The organism is Ravibacter arvi, assembly GCF_039540405.1.
Classification (GTDB): Bacteria; Bacteroidota; Bacteroidia; order Cytophagales; family Spirosomataceae; genus Ravibacter; species Ravibacter arvi.
Genome location: NZ_BAABEY010000014.1, coordinates 81,665 through 98,786 on the forward strand (window position 1 = coordinate 81,665; position 17,122 = coordinate 98,786).

The 17,122-nt window shown below is 50.5% G+C and carries 11 protein-coding genes; 8 read left to right on the forward strand and 3 right to left on the reverse strand.

Going from position 1 to position 17,122, the window contains the following annotated elements:
• Positions 1-12: 12 nt before the first annotated feature.
• Positions 13-1,752, reverse strand: coding sequence for a serine hydrolase domain-containing protein (locus ABD852_RS07145; RefSeq protein WP_345027544.1), 1,740 nt, complete (start codon positions 1,750-1,752; stop codon positions 13-15).
• A gap of 469 nt (positions 1,753-2,221) precedes the next feature.
• Between ABD852_RS07145 and ABD852_RS07150 the strand changes: the two genes are divergently transcribed.
• Together ABD852_RS07150 and ABD852_RS07155 are read left to right on the forward strand one after the other, a co-directional pair.
• A complete protein-coding gene (locus ABD852_RS07150; RefSeq protein WP_345027545.1) occupies positions 2,222-3,247 on the forward strand; it encodes a winged helix-turn-helix domain-containing protein in 1,026 nt (341 codons plus the stop codon).
• 394 nt (positions 3,248-3,641) lie between these two features.
• Positions 3,642-5,282 carry a hypothetical protein gene (locus ABD852_RS07155; protein WP_345027546.1) on the forward strand — a complete coding sequence of 547 codons (1,641 nt, stop codon included), beginning with the start codon at positions 3,642-3,644 and terminating at the stop codon, positions 5,280-5,282.
• Positions 5,283-5,316: 34 nt separating this feature from the next.
• Here the strand turns inward: ABD852_RS07155 and ABD852_RS07160 are convergent, their stop codons facing one another.
• Positions 5,317-7,023 carry a hypothetical protein gene (locus tag ABD852_RS07160; RefSeq protein ID WP_345027547.1) on the reverse strand — a complete coding sequence of 569 codons (1,707 nt, stop codon included), beginning with the start codon at positions 7,021-7,023 and terminating at the stop codon, positions 5,317-5,319.
• A 228-nt stretch (positions 7,024-7,251) separates the two neighbouring features.
• On the opposite strand from ABD852_RS07160, the gene ABD852_RS07165 reads away from it, so the two are divergent.
• Positions 7,252-7,497: a hypothetical protein gene (locus ABD852_RS07165; RefSeq protein ID WP_345027548.1), complete on the forward strand. Its 246-nt coding sequence runs from the start codon at positions 7,252-7,254 to the stop codon at positions 7,495-7,497.
• Positions 7,498-8,578: 1,081 nt separating this feature from the next.
• On the opposite strand, the gene ABD852_RS07170 is transcribed toward ABD852_RS07165, so the two are convergent.
• Entirely contained in the window at positions 8,579-10,003 is a 1,425-nt protein-coding gene (locus ABD852_RS07170) for an AAA family ATPase (protein ID WP_345027549.1), read from the reverse strand.
• 316 nt (positions 10,004-10,319) lie between these two features.
• On the opposite strand from ABD852_RS07170, the gene cmoA reads away from it, so the two are divergent.
• The 5 genes from cmoA to ABD852_RS07195 all read left to right on the forward strand — a co-directional run bounded on the left by cmoA (position 10,320) and on the right by ABD852_RS07195 (position 17,024).
• The gene (gene cmoA, locus ABD852_RS07175; protein WP_345027552.1) at positions 10,320-11,066 is read left to right on the forward strand and encodes a carboxy-S-adenosyl-L-methionine synthase CmoA; all 747 of its coding nucleotides are present in this window, start codon (positions 10,320-10,322) and stop codon (positions 11,064-11,066) included.
• Positions 11,063-11,785, forward strand: a complete 723-nt coding sequence (locus tag ABD852_RS07180; protein ID WP_345027553.1) for a methyltransferase family protein — start codon at positions 11,063-11,065, stop codon at positions 11,783-11,785. The genes cmoA and ABD852_RS07180 overlap by 4 nt, the downstream gene beginning before the upstream one ends.
• A 101-nt stretch (positions 11,786-11,886) precedes the next feature.
• Complete coding sequence (locus ABD852_RS07185) at positions 11,887-13,269, forward strand: alpha/beta hydrolase family protein (RefSeq protein ID WP_345027554.1); 1,383 nt, start codon at positions 11,887-11,889, stop codon at positions 13,267-13,269.
• 130 nt (positions 13,270-13,399) lie between these two features.
• A complete protein-coding gene (locus tag ABD852_RS07190; RefSeq protein ID WP_345027555.1) occupies positions 13,400-16,372 on the forward strand; it encodes a sensor histidine kinase in 2,973 nt (990 codons plus the stop codon).
• 31 nt (positions 16,373-16,403) lie between these two features.
• A complete protein-coding gene (locus tag ABD852_RS07195) occupies positions 16,404-17,024 on the forward strand; it encodes a response regulator (RefSeq protein WP_345027557.1) in 621 nt (206 codons plus the stop codon).
• The last annotated feature ends 98 nt before the right edge of the window (positions 17,025-17,122 follow it).

Consider the following 17,122-nt stretch of genomic DNA (forward strand, 5'->3'; position numbering starts at 1 on the left):
TTCCAGTCTTTATCATTTTTCAACGAGATCGCAATCCGTAACCAAGCCGTCGGAGGTCAGGTGGACGAGTATATAGGTGTCCGGCTGGTTGGACTTCAGTCGGTAAGTTACTATTTCGCTTACGTCGCTTTCATGGCGTTGAATTCCGCGGTCTGCCACTTTCTCTGAATGAATAAAAGTTAGTGATTTGAGAGTTTCCGGCTCTCGCATTCCGCCGGCGAAATCGCGTTTTGCTCCTAAAGTGAGGCCTGATGCTTCTTCTAATACCTGACCACCTTTTATCGTGGCCCGCAAAGCAGTCGTGATTTTGAGTGTGCGTGCCGGGTTTGGATCGGCATTGGTTTTATGGGTATCGGCAAGCGGCCCTATACGCGGTATGCTTCGCTCATAGCCCTGATCATTGTCCTGAAGCGTGAAGCCCGTCACAGTTCCATTAGCGTCGGTAGTGAAGGTCACTGAAACATTCCGGTCAGCCGACATAAATTTATTCTTAGCAACGGGCACGAATTCTTCATCAGCAAAACCATCTTCAATCGTAAAAAGTCGCTGATTGTTGGCTTCAAAAGTGACAATTCGATTGTTAAATAATTCATACCGACCTTTGAAAGCCTCTAAAGTTTTAGGATCCACATCGACCGCTGCTGGTTTAGTCTTTACAGGAAACCCGTCCCAGTGGTAGTAGTCAGCAATAAAATCAACAATCCTGCCCATCATATGCGAGTTATCATTCGCATTAATCATGATCACAACGCCTTGTCCTTTGTCCACACTAGCGGTAAGTAAAGCATCAAAACCCTCGTCGCGCCCATTATGACCGAAGCGGAGCGTGGTGCTGTCACCCTGCAAAAAAACACCGAGTCCGTCCCTGTTTTTCTGATCTGTCAACATTTGGCGCGTCATGGACTGAGATAGTACACTTCCTGATTTTCCGGCATAAGCATTCTGAATGCTAATTGCGAACCGAGCCAGATCGGACGCCGTTGTCCACAATCCGGCTGCTGCCATCTCAGGATAAATGTGCCAGCGACCTTCCACCAGGCTTCGATTGTTGTAATGACCGGTTGCCGTTAAGTTTGCCAGTTCCGGAGGTAAGGGTTGCTGGTAGCTGCTATTTTTCATACCAAGAGGGGCAAGCACATTGTTTTTCATGAATTCCGGAAAAGCAGCGCCGGTCACATCCACCATCAATTGTTGCATGACGGTATAGCCGCCACCCGAATACCGCCAACGGGAGCCCGGAACAAAGTCTACGCGAACCGGGGGAGTATTGGCCGGGGCTGTCCCGTCCAGAATCTGAATGACCGAAGGGATTTTCGCGCCCACAGCGTATCCCGGGAATCCGTGTACTGTAAGACCGGTAGTGTGACTGAGTATCCCGCGCAGTGTAACCTTTTTGTCGTTTGTAAATTCATTATCAGGAACCTTCCAGCTTTGAAGTTTTACGTTAATGTTCTCATCCAGAGAAAGTTTGTCCTGTTCAACCAGATACAGAGCGCCCATGGCCGCAACCGATTTACTAACCGAGCCTGCCTGAAATAAGGTGTTCGTTGTGACAGGGACCTTTCCACCCTTATCAATAAATCCATATGATTGAGTCTTCAGGATTTTGCCGTCCTGGATGACGGCCAGGGACAAACCAGGAATACCCCGCTTCTGCATTTGACTCCGGATGAAATCGTCCAGGTCATCCGCTTGTACGTGACATACGATTAATAGAAAGGAAAGGATCAGAAGGATGCGTTGGTTTTTCATGGATCGTTTGGTAGGCGTGATCATTTATGTCAAATGTTCAATTAAGAATTGTCAGGGAACCTGGATTTTAACATCCTCCAGCTCCCGGTATGACATAAATCACGTTGCCTGAAACAGGCAGGTTGAAGACCTTATCCCGAATGGCAGGAAGTAAAAGCCGCCATGTTTTTCCCTTGTCCGGAGATCTGTAAATACCCGCCGGGCGATCACAATGCAGGGATTCGCCTCGCTTCTGGAGGGTGTCCGGGACCGGGGTTGACTGCGAAAATTCCAAAGCCTGATCAAAGGTAGATGAGAGCGGAAAAAGGAGCAAAAAAGCAAGGTTATGGATTTTCATGACTAAAATGGTTGGGTGAAATAATAGAGTAAAATTGTTTTTAACTTCACACATCCAAATGTAGGAACCCGGTTAGCAGCTCTTGTAAATCGACTGTAAAATCTTGTTTGTCAATTGTAAAAAGAAATGTAAATGCGTGTAAAATCTGCTTTTGCCGGCTCTTTCGTTAGTCTGTTGGTGCGTTCTGGAGTTGCTGTGGTACTGCTTGCTGTCTTTTTTATCGCCTCTTCTTTTACGGAGCACGCCAATCGCGACTTACGGGCAAAGGAGGTGAACCTGTTGATTCGTCAAACCGGCCATCGGCTGCTGTTGCAGGCAGGTGATTCAACCTCACGCGTATTGCCCGTTACGGAGATTAAAGATGGCACGTTTCTGCTCAGGTTTGAAAATGAATTCGTTTTTGACCACGACTCGCTCATGGCACTTTCACAGCGCTTACTTCCTAAAAAACAGTTTCCTTCCGGTTACACTGTTACCGTACATGATTGCAAGAGAGGGAGCATTGTTTACGGTTTCCAGATAAGTAATACCTCCCCGGACATTCTGGCTTGTAAGGGCAGAAGTCAGTCTCCGGGATGTTACACAATAGAATTTGCGTTTCCGGATTTTTATGAAAATCTAAAACAGCAGAAAGCCGACATCGACCAGCCGGTTGAACCAGTTAACGCGGATACTCAGGACGTCAATCAAAAAAATATCAAATCAAAAGTGCCAGCCTTTGACTATTCATTGAGCAGCGTAGCCTATGCCTTTATTATAGTGCTATTGGGTATTGCCTTGGTAATTGGGCGTCCCGGAAGATTTTTAAAACCGTTGTCAGGGAAAAATCAAAATCAGGCTGTAGTAAAAGAGTCTGATCCGGAGTTGGCTGCCCTCGGAAAATTTCTGTTCAACGTGAAAGGACAGCACTTGATTCTGGAGAGCGAGGTGGTTAGTCTTACAGATAAGGAATGCAAGGTGCTGGAATTGCTCCACAGAAATTTCGGTGAATTGATCCCCCGCGAAACACTGATGCAGGAAGTCTGGATCAATGAGGGCGTTTTCACCGGTCGCAGCCTGGATGTGTTTGTGTCAAAACTTCGAAAAAAACTAAGCCATGATCCCGGGCTGAGGATAACGAATGTTCACGGGAAGGGGTATAAGCTGGAAATGCCTTAACGACAGATTGTTAAAAATCATATGCCTTATACTCCACACTATTTTCAAGGTGATTTTTAGCAGAGGCTACTGATTGTTGGTCGTTGTGCAACAGGCTAATCAGTCTTTTTTTTCCCTTGTCACGTCTTTGCTCTTTGTTGCAGAGAAGATAATGGATCGCAGGGTAAGGCTTTTTCCAGTGGGCAGGTAACCGTGGGGTGTCCTATTTTGAAAAAAAAATGGGCCTTCTTCTCGATTTCGGCTGAAGAGATTTTCGATAGCGCGATCGCTATTTGGAGATTTTGGTGGAATGATTTATTTTCATGCTGGCAATACCCAATTTCCGGGCGGATAATTTTCATTAGACCTATTCCCAAAATGGCCTGATACACACTAAACTAACAGGGATTTCCGAATGGCTGCCATGACTAATTATTCGCGTTTTGGGAAAGAGGTCGGTGGGGTACAGGAGGAGCCCTTGTATTACGACCTGTCTTCTTTGATTCAGTGGTTTCGCAAAGCAATGCCTTTGAAAAGCACGTTTGTCCGGCCTGAAAAGATATGGCGTATTTTTCCGGTTTATTTGATGGTAGTTTGCTTTATTACTCCAGCCTTCTCTCAGGTACTTTCCGATACGGCTATCGTCAAAGCTTCTCTTAAAAAATTAACCGGTGGAAAAACCCTGACAGGTTTTCGCCTGGAGGTTGACCATAAAACGCCGCGTGAAACCCCTTTGGCGTACCGGCAACCTGATCCGATGCTTAATTTCCTGGATTCCTTGATGAAGGCAGCTCCCGATTCAATAAAGCAGGAAGGAGTGAAGGTTATGGAAGATATGAGGCGGCAACTGTATCAAGGCAAAATAGATTTGGAGACCGGCAAACATATTTCTTTTTTTGCCAGTTGGGCCGCCCGGAAGGTGACCCAAATTACCATTCAGCCCAATCGTTCGAAAGGCAAAACCGATACAAGTCGTGCGGTGTATGATTTCAGCCACCCTTACCGGTTTCAGTCCGTGTTAAAATATAACCCGGTTTGGCTGCTGCAATACATGCTCACAGATACAGCCAGGGTTAATTATACCGGTACAACACAGATAAATGCAAGAAAGCAGCACATTGTCCAGACGAGGATGGGCACCAGGTGGGTAGAGGTAATGATAGATTCCGAGAGTTGGCTGCCGTCAGGCATCGTAGTGCCCCATGTGGATGAGGATCCACTGATCGGGCGAGGACCGGTCCTCTACAAAGAAATCTGGCTATACTCGGATTATAAAAACGTGAACGGCTTTTTGCTCCCTATGTCTGTGGAGGAAATATTTACCAGGCAGGATTTTACCACCCGAAGGAGCCTGAGTTGGAGAGATCTCAATGGTACATTTCCGGATAAGACCTTTGAACCGGAGCCGGCACCCTGGGCGAAACTAAAATATAGCTTTGTTAAGCTGGCGGACAACCTGTTTGTGATGGAGGAATCCGGCGGGTTCTTTAACCGGCGCTTTCTTATCCGGCTTAAGCCCGATAGCCAAATCGATCTTTTCCTGACGCTTGATTACAGAAAGGAAGTAAATGCCAGGGTCATCGATGCAGTGCGCGCGCATTTCCCGGGATTAAAGATAACGCGTATTTTTTGTCTGCACAGGCTGCTGCGGGTTACGGAGCTCGCAGCGTTTTTTGATACAGGAGCAACGGTCTACGCTCCCAAGGATCAGGACGAACGGCATCGGAAGCTTTTACAGGAAGACTCTCTTGGGAATGTCAGGCTGGCTGCCAAAAGCCTGGTGCCCTTTGAGCTTCCCTATGAAAACGATGGGGTCAATGGGCTCGTTTATTTTCAAAATAGCGGCGCGGTAGTTTATTATCTACCAGCCGAGAAGTTAATTTATTTGAATGGTGGGACTTTTGGCAAGCCTTCTCCGGACGAAATCAAACTGCACCAGCTCCTACGGTCTGAGGGAACCCGGGTAGAGAAAATTGTTTACTCCAGCTACGATCCCGGCGGAACTCCTCCGCCAACAGATTTTCCGGAGTTTGAAAAGCGGATTAAAGCACAATAGGTGCTAAAACGCAAGCTATCGGTAGGCTAATTAACTATTCCATAAATACCGATCCAATCGGCTTTTCCGTAGCGTGAGAAAAAGCCTCCAGCACACGGGGCGTCAGCTCGCCGGCCTCACCAGGGCGTCCGGAAGCTTCGAGGCTGAGCTTAAGTCCGGTGAGCGACCAGCCGTTCCCGGGGTTTTTGGCCAGGTCGGCCCGGTAGACGGCTTCAGCGCGACGCGCCTGGCCCTCGCGTAGAAGATAGGCGCCGAGAAATTGCCTGGATGGCAAAGGCCAGTCTTTGGGTTCGGTATAAATCAGCTGGTCTTCCAGTTGTACCGCCTTTTCTAAACTGGCCAGCGCTGCCGCCGGTTTTTTCTGTGCATACAGGAGAATGCCTTCCAGGAGTTTTTCGGCGATCCGGGCACTTTGCAATGATGAGTTAAAGGGGATACGACGGGTTTCGAGGGCCGGGTCCAGCAGCTTTTCCCGCAGGCTCTTCAGGTGCCCGGCGGCTGTGCTGAGGTCGTTTGTGTAGACGCTTGCAACTCCCTTTGCAAAATCGGATAGCAGCCCGGCGTATGACCAATCCTGCCTGATCTGCGTAGTATCATTTAGTATTTCAGACCATTTGCCCATCCGGACGTTAGCCAGTACAGGCAGCATAAACAGGTACTGGTGATAGGTGTTTTCGGGAGAAGGCGTTACACTGGCCCTTGTCAGTCCTGCGTAGCGAAGGGCGTCCGGGTAGAGGCCGCCTGTGAATGCGCAGTAGGTCTGTACGGCAAAATAATGGAAGGAGCGCCTGTTTAATCCCAGGTGCTTCGCGTATTCGTCGTAAACCCGCAGGTTGCTGTCGGCGCGAATGTTTACCTCCACCCCCAGGGGGTATAACCCGATCCTTTCGTATTGGTGGCTGGACATATGGACCATGTGCGCCACGCCGGGCATGAGGTCTTTGAGGCGGTGCGCGCTTTCCAGGGCTACCTGTGGTTGCCGTGAGGCTTCGGTGAGGTGAATGTGGTAGTGTAAAGCGGCGGGATGGTCCGGATTGCGGCGGATGACGTCGTTGGTGTACGCAACCAGCTCCTGTGTCCATGGTTGGGGAGCGCCGCCGGTCGTCCAGAAATCCCAAGGATGTAGCAGCATGACCGCATCGACATACAGGATTTTGGCTTCATCGTCTGTCTCCACTATTTTTTTCAGCGCTTCTGCATAAGCGCGGTTGAGCGCCGGCCGGTCCTGGTCAGTGGGGTCTTCGGAGTAGCGCCGGTTCATTGCCCCGATCAGCCGGAGTTCATTGGCCGGAGATTTTACTGCCTTCCGGTTCATTTTTGCCAGGATCTCCGTGAGTCCGGCCGGCTTTTGATAAAGGTGAGCGCCATTATAAGAGGGACCCATTGACAACGCCTGCCCCCAGTAAGCCATGGCATTGTCAGGATCGAATCGTGCCGATTCTTTGAAAGATGCGACCGCTTCCGGGAAGTGATACCCGTAATACAGGCTCAACCCCTGGTCGAAAAAGTATTGAGAGCTGTCAGAATCGGTAGCGACTGCGTATGAATGGTTACCCCAGCCCGGAAGTGCCGTGACGTATCGTCCTTCTTCTGAGCGCGTAACATCGGTGACGGAAGCCCCGCAAACGGGGATGGCGGCGGTCAAGGACTCAGGATCCGCCGGTTGGACAGGCTGGAACCATCTGGTGCCTGTTAACATCAGAACGAAGTATGCGGATAAGGGCAGCAGGATAATGTTCATTCGGTTGACCGTTAGTTCTTTATCTTTTCAGGATAGGTAAATATAACGAAAAACAACCCGGACTCTGCATGTCGGGACCCTGGATCTTATAGAGGTCATCTGCCTCCCTTTTTTCTTTTATCTTCATTGTGGATAGAACCGATATATACTTCCGCGCTCTTGCCACAGTCGTGGCTGGGAAGACTCTTTGAGAAAGATTTTTTTTTGCGAAAACACCTAGGAATAGAAATGACAAATAGATGTTGTCAATGGAAGTCAATGGTAGCCGGAGGCTACCGCCCGGACGGTCATCCTGAAGCGGAGCGCAGCGGAGTCGAAGGATCTCCTGTTGCAAGAAAAAAGCCCTCTGAAAGGGATTGGGTGCAGGGACCGGGAGATCCCTCCGCTGCGGTCGGGATGACCTCCGGTTGGAGTGGCGCCATCCATCGTGTTGTCAATGGTAGGCGGAGGCTATCACCCGGACGGTCATCCTGAAGCGGAGCGCAGCGGAGTCGAAGGATCTCCTGTTGCAAGAAAAAAGCCCGTTGAAAGGGATTGGGTGCAGGGATCGGGAGATCCCTCCGCTGCGGTCGGGATGACCTCCGGTTGGAGTGACGCCATCCATCGTGTTGTCAATGGTAGCCGGAGGCTATCACCCGGACGGTCATCCTGAAGCGGAGCGCAGCGGAGTCGAAGGATCTCCTGTTGCAAGAAAAAAAGCCCTCTGAAAGGGATTGGGTACTGGGAGCGGGAGATCCCTCCGCTGCGGTCGGGATGACCCTCCGGTTGGAGTGGCGCCATCCATCGTGTTGCCAATGGTAGCGGAGCGCAGCGGAGTCGAAGATCTCCTGTTGTTACTAAGAAGCCTGGCGGAATAGATTGAGTGCAGGGAAAGGGAGATTCCTCGGCTACGCTCGGAATGACCCATCCGGTTAGAGTGACCATCCGGCAGGAGCGACGATCCTGACTATTGTCAATGGTAGCCGGAATACTACGATTCTATTGGCCGATCCGCCAAACGATAACTCGTGCTTCTTCCACCTCTTTCTTTGTCTTACTTATTTAGCCATGCTTTACAGTAATATCGAGCAAGGCTAGGAGCAATAGAGAAGCCAAAACAAAAGGGAAGAAAGAAAAGAACCTGGACCTGCGGGATTGTGATCGGGAGGGGATAAGTGCGATGATGATAGTTATTAATGCCGCAGATAAAAGTAAGACACCAAGGACGTAGGCAAATGGAATAGTTATATGCCTTACCTGATTCATATTTATCCAGGAATTAATAGCTAGGGGAGCTACTAATAGCACATTTACTGTCCATATCCATCGAGGTGCTTTCATTGTTTATAACGGATTGTGTTGGAGCGTAATATAGGTATGTAAAAAGAAGACCCGTGAGCAGATCTAACGGGATGCAACACGGGTACTGTTAATACGAAGGTAAGGGATTTTATGTTTTTTATACAAGAAAAAAGAGCAAGAAGACGACAGCGAGCGAAGTGGAATACTTTTGGCGTAAATGAAAAACTTCACTTACGCCAAAAGTCGCTTTCTGAATGTTGGCTGTGGGCCGCACCTAAAACAGATCCTGCATGGTCACTTCGCTGTCGACATACTGAGCGGAATGCTCGTTAGGCTTAAGTCCGAAAGTGGTGACGAGCGTTGTAAAGATTGTTTTGTTGGTTTTCAGCGCGCTTTTATAGGCCATTACCTTATGTTGCAGCTCTTTGGCGTATTTGGCGGAAATCGTAAACGGGCTTTCCGAGAATTTCATCTCACATAAATTGATGCAGCGGTCTGCGCGGTCGATCACTAGGTCGACCTGTGCGCCCTCATTTTTGTCGTACCAGGCTGATTCTTCAGAATAAACATTCCCGATCTGCAAGGCCATTTTAATTTTATGCACATGCTTAAGGCATAGGTTTTCGAAAGCGTATCCGCTCCAGGAGCGCCACGTGCTTCTGCTGCTGAGCAATGCCCAGGTGCCGGCGCCCGAACTGCGCGTTTTCTCGATAAATTTCAGGTAGAACAAAGAATATTCGTCGGTAAGTCTGAAAACGGCATCCTTGGCCTTTTTATCCAGGGGCAGGTAAGAGGCAATAAAGCCGCTTTCTTCCAGCTCATGGAGTACCCCGGAAAGATATCCTCCGCTTGTCAGTTTCGTTGCGGCTACAATTTCATTCCTTGTAAGCCCTTTTCGCTGGCCGGCAAGTGCCCTGATAATCGCGATATGGACATGGGCGTTGGTGTAAAGCGATACATACAGTTTGTCGAACTCCTGGCGGAGCATTCCCTGCGGCGAAAAGCACAGGTCGTCTATGTTTTGCATGGCGCTCTTCCCCTGTTTTATCTGGTCGAGGTAGTGCGGAACGCCCCCCATTACCATGTACAGCTGCACAATCTGGTAGTGATCCAGCTTTATCTGTTTCTTTCTCAGGAACTCCCCGGTTTCGGCGAGTGTAAAGGGCATGAGTTTGATTTGGCGCGTAATCCGGTTGTGTAGTCCGCCTTTGTTGAATATGATCTTGTTAATCATCCAGGAGGCGGCTGAGCCGCAAATGACTACCCCGATGTCCGGGCGCCGGGAGCACCAGCTGTTCCAGAAGTAGTCGAACGCACTCAGGAAGCCGGAATGCATCGTATCGAGCCAGGGGAGCTCATCGAAGAATATTATTTTTTTTTCTTTTTGAGGAAGCTGCTCGAGGTAAAGGCTGAGCATGGAGAAGGCTTCCGGCCAGCTATCCGGAGTTTTCGGCGGAATTCCCGACACTATACGCTTGCTCAATGCCTTGGCAAAGTTGAACAATTGGGTATCCATGGCCGCATGCTGGCTACCGGAAAGCTCGAAACACAGTTGCTTTTGGTAATAGGTCCTTATAAGGAAGGTTTTACCGATGCGCCGACGACCGTAAACGGCAATCAACTCAGCCTTTTTTGAAAGTAGCGCTTCATTCAGAATCGCCATTTCCGCTTCCCTGCCCGCTATTTGTGTGTCTTTCATAAATGGTTGATAAATAGTAGTTTGTGTTGAAGTGTCGCCAAATATAAGTAAAATTGACTACTTTTGGCGTAAATGAAAAACTTTAGATGCGCCAAAAGTTTGTTTTTTGTAATAGTTTTGGCGTATCTGAATAGCGCCCTGCCGCATCTCGCCCCCGCCCGGCCGGGCGGCAAGGTGCGGCAGGTTCGGGACCGGTTGGTGCGCCCCGCAGGTTACCGGTGGCGTATGTTAATTTTACACTTTTGAGTTAGGTTGATCGTTAGGAGAGGGAGGAGGGAATCTTTATTATAAAAGATAACTACGACAACACGACAACATGACTTTTTCAAAGAACGGGCAGGACGCTGTTTTCAGCGAGGAAATTACCAAACCTGCCGATTTCAAATTCAACAAAAGCGTTGTAAGCGTCTTCGACGACATGGTTAACCGTTCGGTCCCGTTTTACGGGGAGATCCAGCGCATGATCGCCGAACTGGCCGCTGACTTTGTTCAGAAAGGTACCGACGTCTACGATCTCGGATGCTCTACCGGTACGACCCTGATCGGCCTTGATTCCCTGGTAAGCGGGGATATCCGCTTTATCGGGCTGGATGAAGCGCCTGAAATGCTGGAAAAATGCAAAAGGAAGCTAACCGAAGCGGGGATCAGGCGACCCTATGAGCTGAGAGTAGCCGACCTTCAGCAAAATCCCGAAATATCGAATGCTTCGGTAGTGGTGATGTGCCTTACGCTGCAGTTCATACGCCCGATATACCGGGAGAAGCTGCTGAAGCGGATTTTCGACGGGCTTGTACCGGGAGGGGTTTTTATTCTCGTCGAAAAAGTCCTGGCCGAGGACAGTTTTTACAACCGGGGTTTTATCAAGTATTACTACGATTACAAAAGGAGGAATCATTACAGCGAACTGGAAATATCACAAAAGCGGGAAGCGTTGGAGAACGTACTTGTCCCTTACAAATTGTCTGAAAATTCACTCTTGCTGCGCGAAACAGGCTTTGTGAATCATGAGACTTTTTTTAAATGGTATAATTTTTCCGGTATTATAGCCCAGAAACTTCAATGATTGCGATAGGTAATTTTTTCTTCAAATACAGGAACAACCTGTTCATTTTCCTGTATCTCCTGTTGTTTGTTCCTTCTCCGGAACTGTTTACTGCGAACGCCTTCGGCCCGAATTATTACCTGATACCGCTTGTGTCGGGCCTGTTGACGACTTTCGCGGGAGAAATCCTGCGCGGGATGACTATCGGCCTTGCCTACATCATCAGGGGCGGGCGCGATAAAAAGGTCTACGCGGAAAAACTGGTTACGGAAGGGCTGTTCAACCATTGCCGCAACCCGCTGTACGTCGGGAACATCCTGATGCTGGCCGGTGTCGGGATATTGTCCAACTCTTTGTTGTACGTGGTGATTGTCCTGCCGCTTTTTCTTTTCATCTACCAGGCAATTGTATTGGCAGAGGAGAATTTTCTGAGAAACAAATTCGGTCAGCAATTCGATGAGTACACGCAAAAAGTCAACCGCTGGCTGATCGACTTCCGCGGACTCGGCAAAACGCTCAATAGTATGGAATTTAACTATCGGCGCTGGCTTCTCAAGGAGTACAATACCCTGTTTGTATGGCTGCTGGGAATAACCGCATTGATCGGCTATAAGTATGCTTTTCTCTTTGAAAGCGGAAATGCCCGCAACGGGATAATGACAGGCGCCGTCCTTATCTTCCTCGGCTTTTACCTGGCGGTCCGCTACCTGAAAAAGACCGGCCGGTGGGCCAATACCTGAAGAGGCAAGACCGCCTCTTCCCGGTGGAATTCCCGGATTTTTCCTTATTATTGACCATTATACTTTCAGTCAAGCCTGGACTTAATCTCACCACTCTTCTTATGAAGCAATTCTTATTTGTCACACTGGGGCTGCTTGCGGCCTTTTCGGCACAGTCACAGGAAATTGCCGGACAATGGTTCGGCTCTTTAACCGTTCAGGGAGTTCAAATGCGACTGGTGTTTAACATTACCCAATCGGCCTCGGGTTATTCGGCCACCCTGGATAGCCCCGACCAGGGTGCAAAGGGGATCCCCGTGTCGTCAACCACCTATAACAAACCGGTGCTAAAGCTGAGCGCCGATGCGCTGCAGCTTACCTATACCGGAGAATTGAAAGGAGATAGCATCATAGGTACCTTCCGGCAGGGAGGGTTTTCACTACCAATGAACCTGGGCCGGAAAGAAGTAGAGAAAAAAGCGGTTAGCAGACCACAGGAACCATCAAAACCCTATCCGTACCGCTCTGAGGACGTGCATTTTGAAAACGCCAAAGCCGGTGTTACGCTGGCGGGCACCCTGACGCTGCCCGGAGAAGAGGGCGTCTTCCCGGCAGTGATCCTGATATCGGGTAGCGGGCCGCAAAACCGGGATGAGGAATTGATGGGCCATAAGCCGTTCCTGGTCTTATCGGATTACCTGACCAGAAATGGTATTGCCGTGCTGCGGTATGATGACCGGGGCACGGCGGGATCAACCGGGGATTTCAAAACCGCGACTTCGCTGGATTTTGCAACGGATGTGGAAGCGGCTCTTTCTTTTTTGCATTCCAGGAAGGAAATCAACCGGCAAAAAATAGGTTTGGTAGGCCATAGCGAAGGTGGTTTAATAGCCCCGCTTATCGCCCAAAAGTCTGGAGACGTCAGCTACGTGGTTTTGCTGGCAGCCCCGGGTTTGCGCGGCGATGAACTGCTGCTGATGCAGACCGAGCTGATCGGAAAGTCTTCGGGCGTGAGCGATGCTGAGTTGCAAAAGGCAAAGGAGCTCAATAAAAAGGCCTTTGCCATTGTTACCGGAACGCCGCAACCGGATGCCGCAAAAGAAGCGTTGGCCGGTTATTTTAAAAGTAATTTACAGGGCAGGCCTGCCGGCATGTCTGAAGAAGCGTATGTCAAGGCCCAGGTTGACCAGCTCACAAGCCCGTGGCTGACTTTTTTCCTGCGCCACGACCCTGCCCCCGTGTTGGAGCAGGTGCGGTGCCCGGTCCTGGCGCTTAACGGAGAAATGGACTTACAGGTACCGGCCGGCGCCAACCTGGAAGCCATCCGGAAAGCGTTGGAAAAAGGAGGAAACCGAAATGTAACCGCCAGGGCGCTTCCCGGTTTAAACCATCTTTTCCAGGAATGCAAAACCGGTTCTCCGAATGAATACGCCACAATTGAACAAACTTTCTCGCCGGCTGCGCTGAGCGCTGTCACCACCTGGATTCAGCAACAGACGAAATGAGCAATAGCGGGTACGCGGGTGCTGCCTGAAGAGAATGCGTATTACTTTCTGAATTTTCTGTTTTGCCGGCCCCGGCAGTCCGACGGATTTTCCTACTTTTATCCCGGATACAACGAAAATTGGAAAACGGATGATTTCTTCCCGCTTTGCGGCACAGCATCGGGCGGTTATAGGGGTGCTGATAGGGTGGTTGGTTTTCTGGTACAATCCTGTCTGTGGCCAGGATTATACCATCGCAAAACTGAGGCTCTTCCCGGATCGCGACGAGGTACTGATCAAAGATGTGACAAGAGATAGCCTCGGCTTTATCTGGTTTCTTACCAACGGCGAAATTTACCGGTATGACGGGTACCGGTCGCTTGATATCCTCAAAACGATAGCAGACAAACGGCACACCGACGAAATGCCGCAGCGTATCCTGGTTGACTGCTGGAATCGGCTCTGGATGGTCGGGAACACCAACCTCAGCTACCTTGACCTGAAAACCTGGAAAGTCCACAACGTGGCGCCGGATTTTTTACCCCCCGTGCCGGACCGGGCGGTGTACTGGATGGCACAGATGTCGGACCAAACGGTCATGATTGCCTACGAAAACGGGCATATCCTGCTTATTAACGGCGACCGCTTCACGAGAATCGACAAGCTGAACGGACCCGGCCTGAACCGGAACAAAATTTTTCCAAGAGCCGCTACCTGGTGGAAAGGAAAATACTGGGTTGGCACAACAGCCGGAACTTTGCTGTCGATCGATCCGCAGCGTGGTTACGAAACAGAGTACCGCGATTTGCCCGGGATTCACAACGTGATTATGAGCATGATCCCGCAGGGCGACGACCTGATATTGGATGTATACCAACAGGGAGTCTTCCGGTACCAGCCGGTGAACGGCGTTGAAAAGGCCGCTTTCGATGGGCTGACGATTTCTTCCGATATATTCAATTTGCTGAAACAGGGAGGTGAAATTCATGTCTATGCGGACAACGAATCTGCCTCCGTTCTTGATACCAACCTCCGGGTTGTGCAGCGTTTGCAGATCCCTTCCCGACATCGCTTCAGGACGGCATCGGTCCACATTACCGGGAATGAAGTACTGCTCGGAAACGAAGAGGGAATTTTTGTGGTTTACCCTAAAACAAGCGGGCTTTCTGAACTGATCCCGGTAAATCCGGGGGCTAATAAAAGTACCCGGGGAATTTACGTCTACCCGGACGGGGCTATCTTTTATGGCACCTACAACGGAGCCGGCTACATTGATGCTACCGGGAAGGTGACTACGCTGCAAGCGCTACGCCACGCCTACGTGATGCTCCCGATGAATGATAATGAGCTGCTGGTGGGTACGGAGGGGGGCTTCCTGAAAGTATTCGACCGGAAAGAACGCCGGATCAGGCCGCTTGACTATACGCTCTCCGATGTGGCTCAAAAGCTGTATGCTTTTAACCTGCCCGACTATGTCTTGAGCCTCGCCGAAACCGATACCGACTATCTTATCGGCAGCACCGCCGGTCTTTGGCTATTGGACAAGAAAACCCGCCGGCTCAACCGCGTAGAAACCAACAGCAGCGTCACCAGGCTATCTGATCTCCAGGTCCGTCACATCCGCGTGATCAACAAACAGCATATGCTGCTTAGTACCAACCTGGGGCTTTTTGAGCTAAACAAAAAAGAACTAATAAAACGATATCCCCAATCCGGCAATCTCGGTATTTATAAATCCGAAGCGGTGGGCGATACGCTCTGGCTGGCCACCCAGGGCAAGGGACTCGTTGCGATTGACCGTGGAGGAAGGGAACAACATGTGTTTTCCACGGCGGGAGGGCTAAGCAACAACCTGGTTTACAGCCTGGTTTATGCCAATGGCATTCTGGTGGTGGGCACGGCCGATGGACTGAACCTCATCCGTAATGGCCGGGTACGACGTATCGGAACGGGAGAGGGCCTGCACCAGTCGGAATTCAATTCGGGCGCCGCGTTCTGGGACCAAACCCGGCAGCGGGTCTATGTCGGCGGCCTGATGGGTTACACGAAGCTGGATATGACGCAAATGTGGTTTGGGGATAGCCCCGAACTGGCGAGTTATGTAACCGAAATCCATACTTCTACCCGGAATGCGGGCGGGAAATCGACCGACTACACCTGGCCCTATCGCGGTGAACGTACGCTGGTGCTGGAGCCCGGCCAAAGCCTGACCGGGTTATATGCCGGCACCCCCGGAAACTACCGCGCCGATGCCAAGCTCAGGTATGCCCTCAATCAGGGGGATTGGGAACCGCTGGGGCTGGGGCAGTTCATTTCGCTCATTGAGCCTTCTCCGGGCAGTTACCGGCTGCGGCTCGAAACACGGGGCAATGGTATCCAGACCCGGGAAAAGGAATACGCTATTGTGAAAAGCCCCTTCTTTTATGAGACCTGGTGGTTTACCGCGCTGATCGTGTTATTGGCTATGGGACTTGTGTTGCTGTGGTACCGCAGCCGACTCCGTAAAATAAGCCGGGAGCAGGCCATACGTAACCGTATCGCAGCGGATTTGCATGATGAAGTCGGCAGTTCGCTTACCCGCATTTTCTTCCAGGCAAATACGCTCGCCGCGGGTTCGGCCGAAAATGCCGGAAAGCAACTGAAGCAAATCTCCGACACCAGCAAGCACGCCCTGTTGACTATGAGCGATATGGTATGGTCTATTGATTCCCGTTTCGACACCACGAAAGACCTCGTCATCCGAATGAAGGATTACGTGTATCGCCTGCGGGAGGAACTCGACTTTTCTTATCGGTTTGAGGAACCGGAGAACTCGGAATCGGGCGTTCTCTCACAGGCCGTACGCCAAAATCTTTTCCTGATTTTTAAGGAAGCGCTCACCAATGCGATTAAATACAGCAACGGTTCGGAAATTGTGATTTCACTACAACTGGGCGCGTTGATCCGGTTGACGGTGGCCAACCGTTACGAGGGGAAGCAGAACGGTGTAGCAGGCCGTCAGGGCGGGCGCGGGTTGGAAAACATGGAGCAGCGGGCTGAGAAAGTCGGCGGGACCCTTTCCATTACCGATGAAGGCGGTCACTTCCGGCTTATTTTTACGCTCCCACCCAAAAGGGGGGTCTGAACTGACCGGATCAAAAGCTACTTTTGCCGATATGATACGCCTGGGAATTATTGAAGACGACAACGAAATCCGCAGCATGCTTGAGCAGTATTTCTCGGGACAGCCTGGTTTTTCGGTTCTGCTGTCGGCGTCATCGGTAGAGGCCTTTTTTACGCTGTGGGGCGACGGGATTTACCTGGATATCATTCTTTCGGACATCGGCCTGCCCGGCGAGTCCGGGATCAAAGGGATATCGCGGATCAAGAAGCGCGCGCCCAAATGCCAGGTGATTATGCTGACGGTGTATGATGATGCCAACCGCGTTTTCCAGGCTTTGTGCAGCGGGGCCTCGGGTTATCTTTTGAAGCAGACACCACTTGCAAAAATCAGGGAGGCAGTTTTATCACTGCACGAGGGGGGAGCGCCTATGTCGCCCGGAATTGCCCGAATGGTGGTAGAATACTTCAACCCCAAAAGCTCCCGGGAGCTATCGGAAAAGCTGACACCCCGGGAAGCCCAGATTGTTTCGGCAATCGAGGAGGGGCTTACCAATAAGGAAGTGGCGATCCGGCTGGATATATCGCTGGAAACGGTCAAATACCACATTAAAAATATCTACGAAAAGCTGGAGGTAAACAGCCGCCATGCACTCATTAGCCGCAAGTACAGATAATGTGTTATTGGAGGAAGTAGTCAATATTAACCGGTGATAGGCGGAAGGGGACATCGTGAGCGGAGTCAAAGCGAGGTCATCCCGACCGCAGCGGAGGG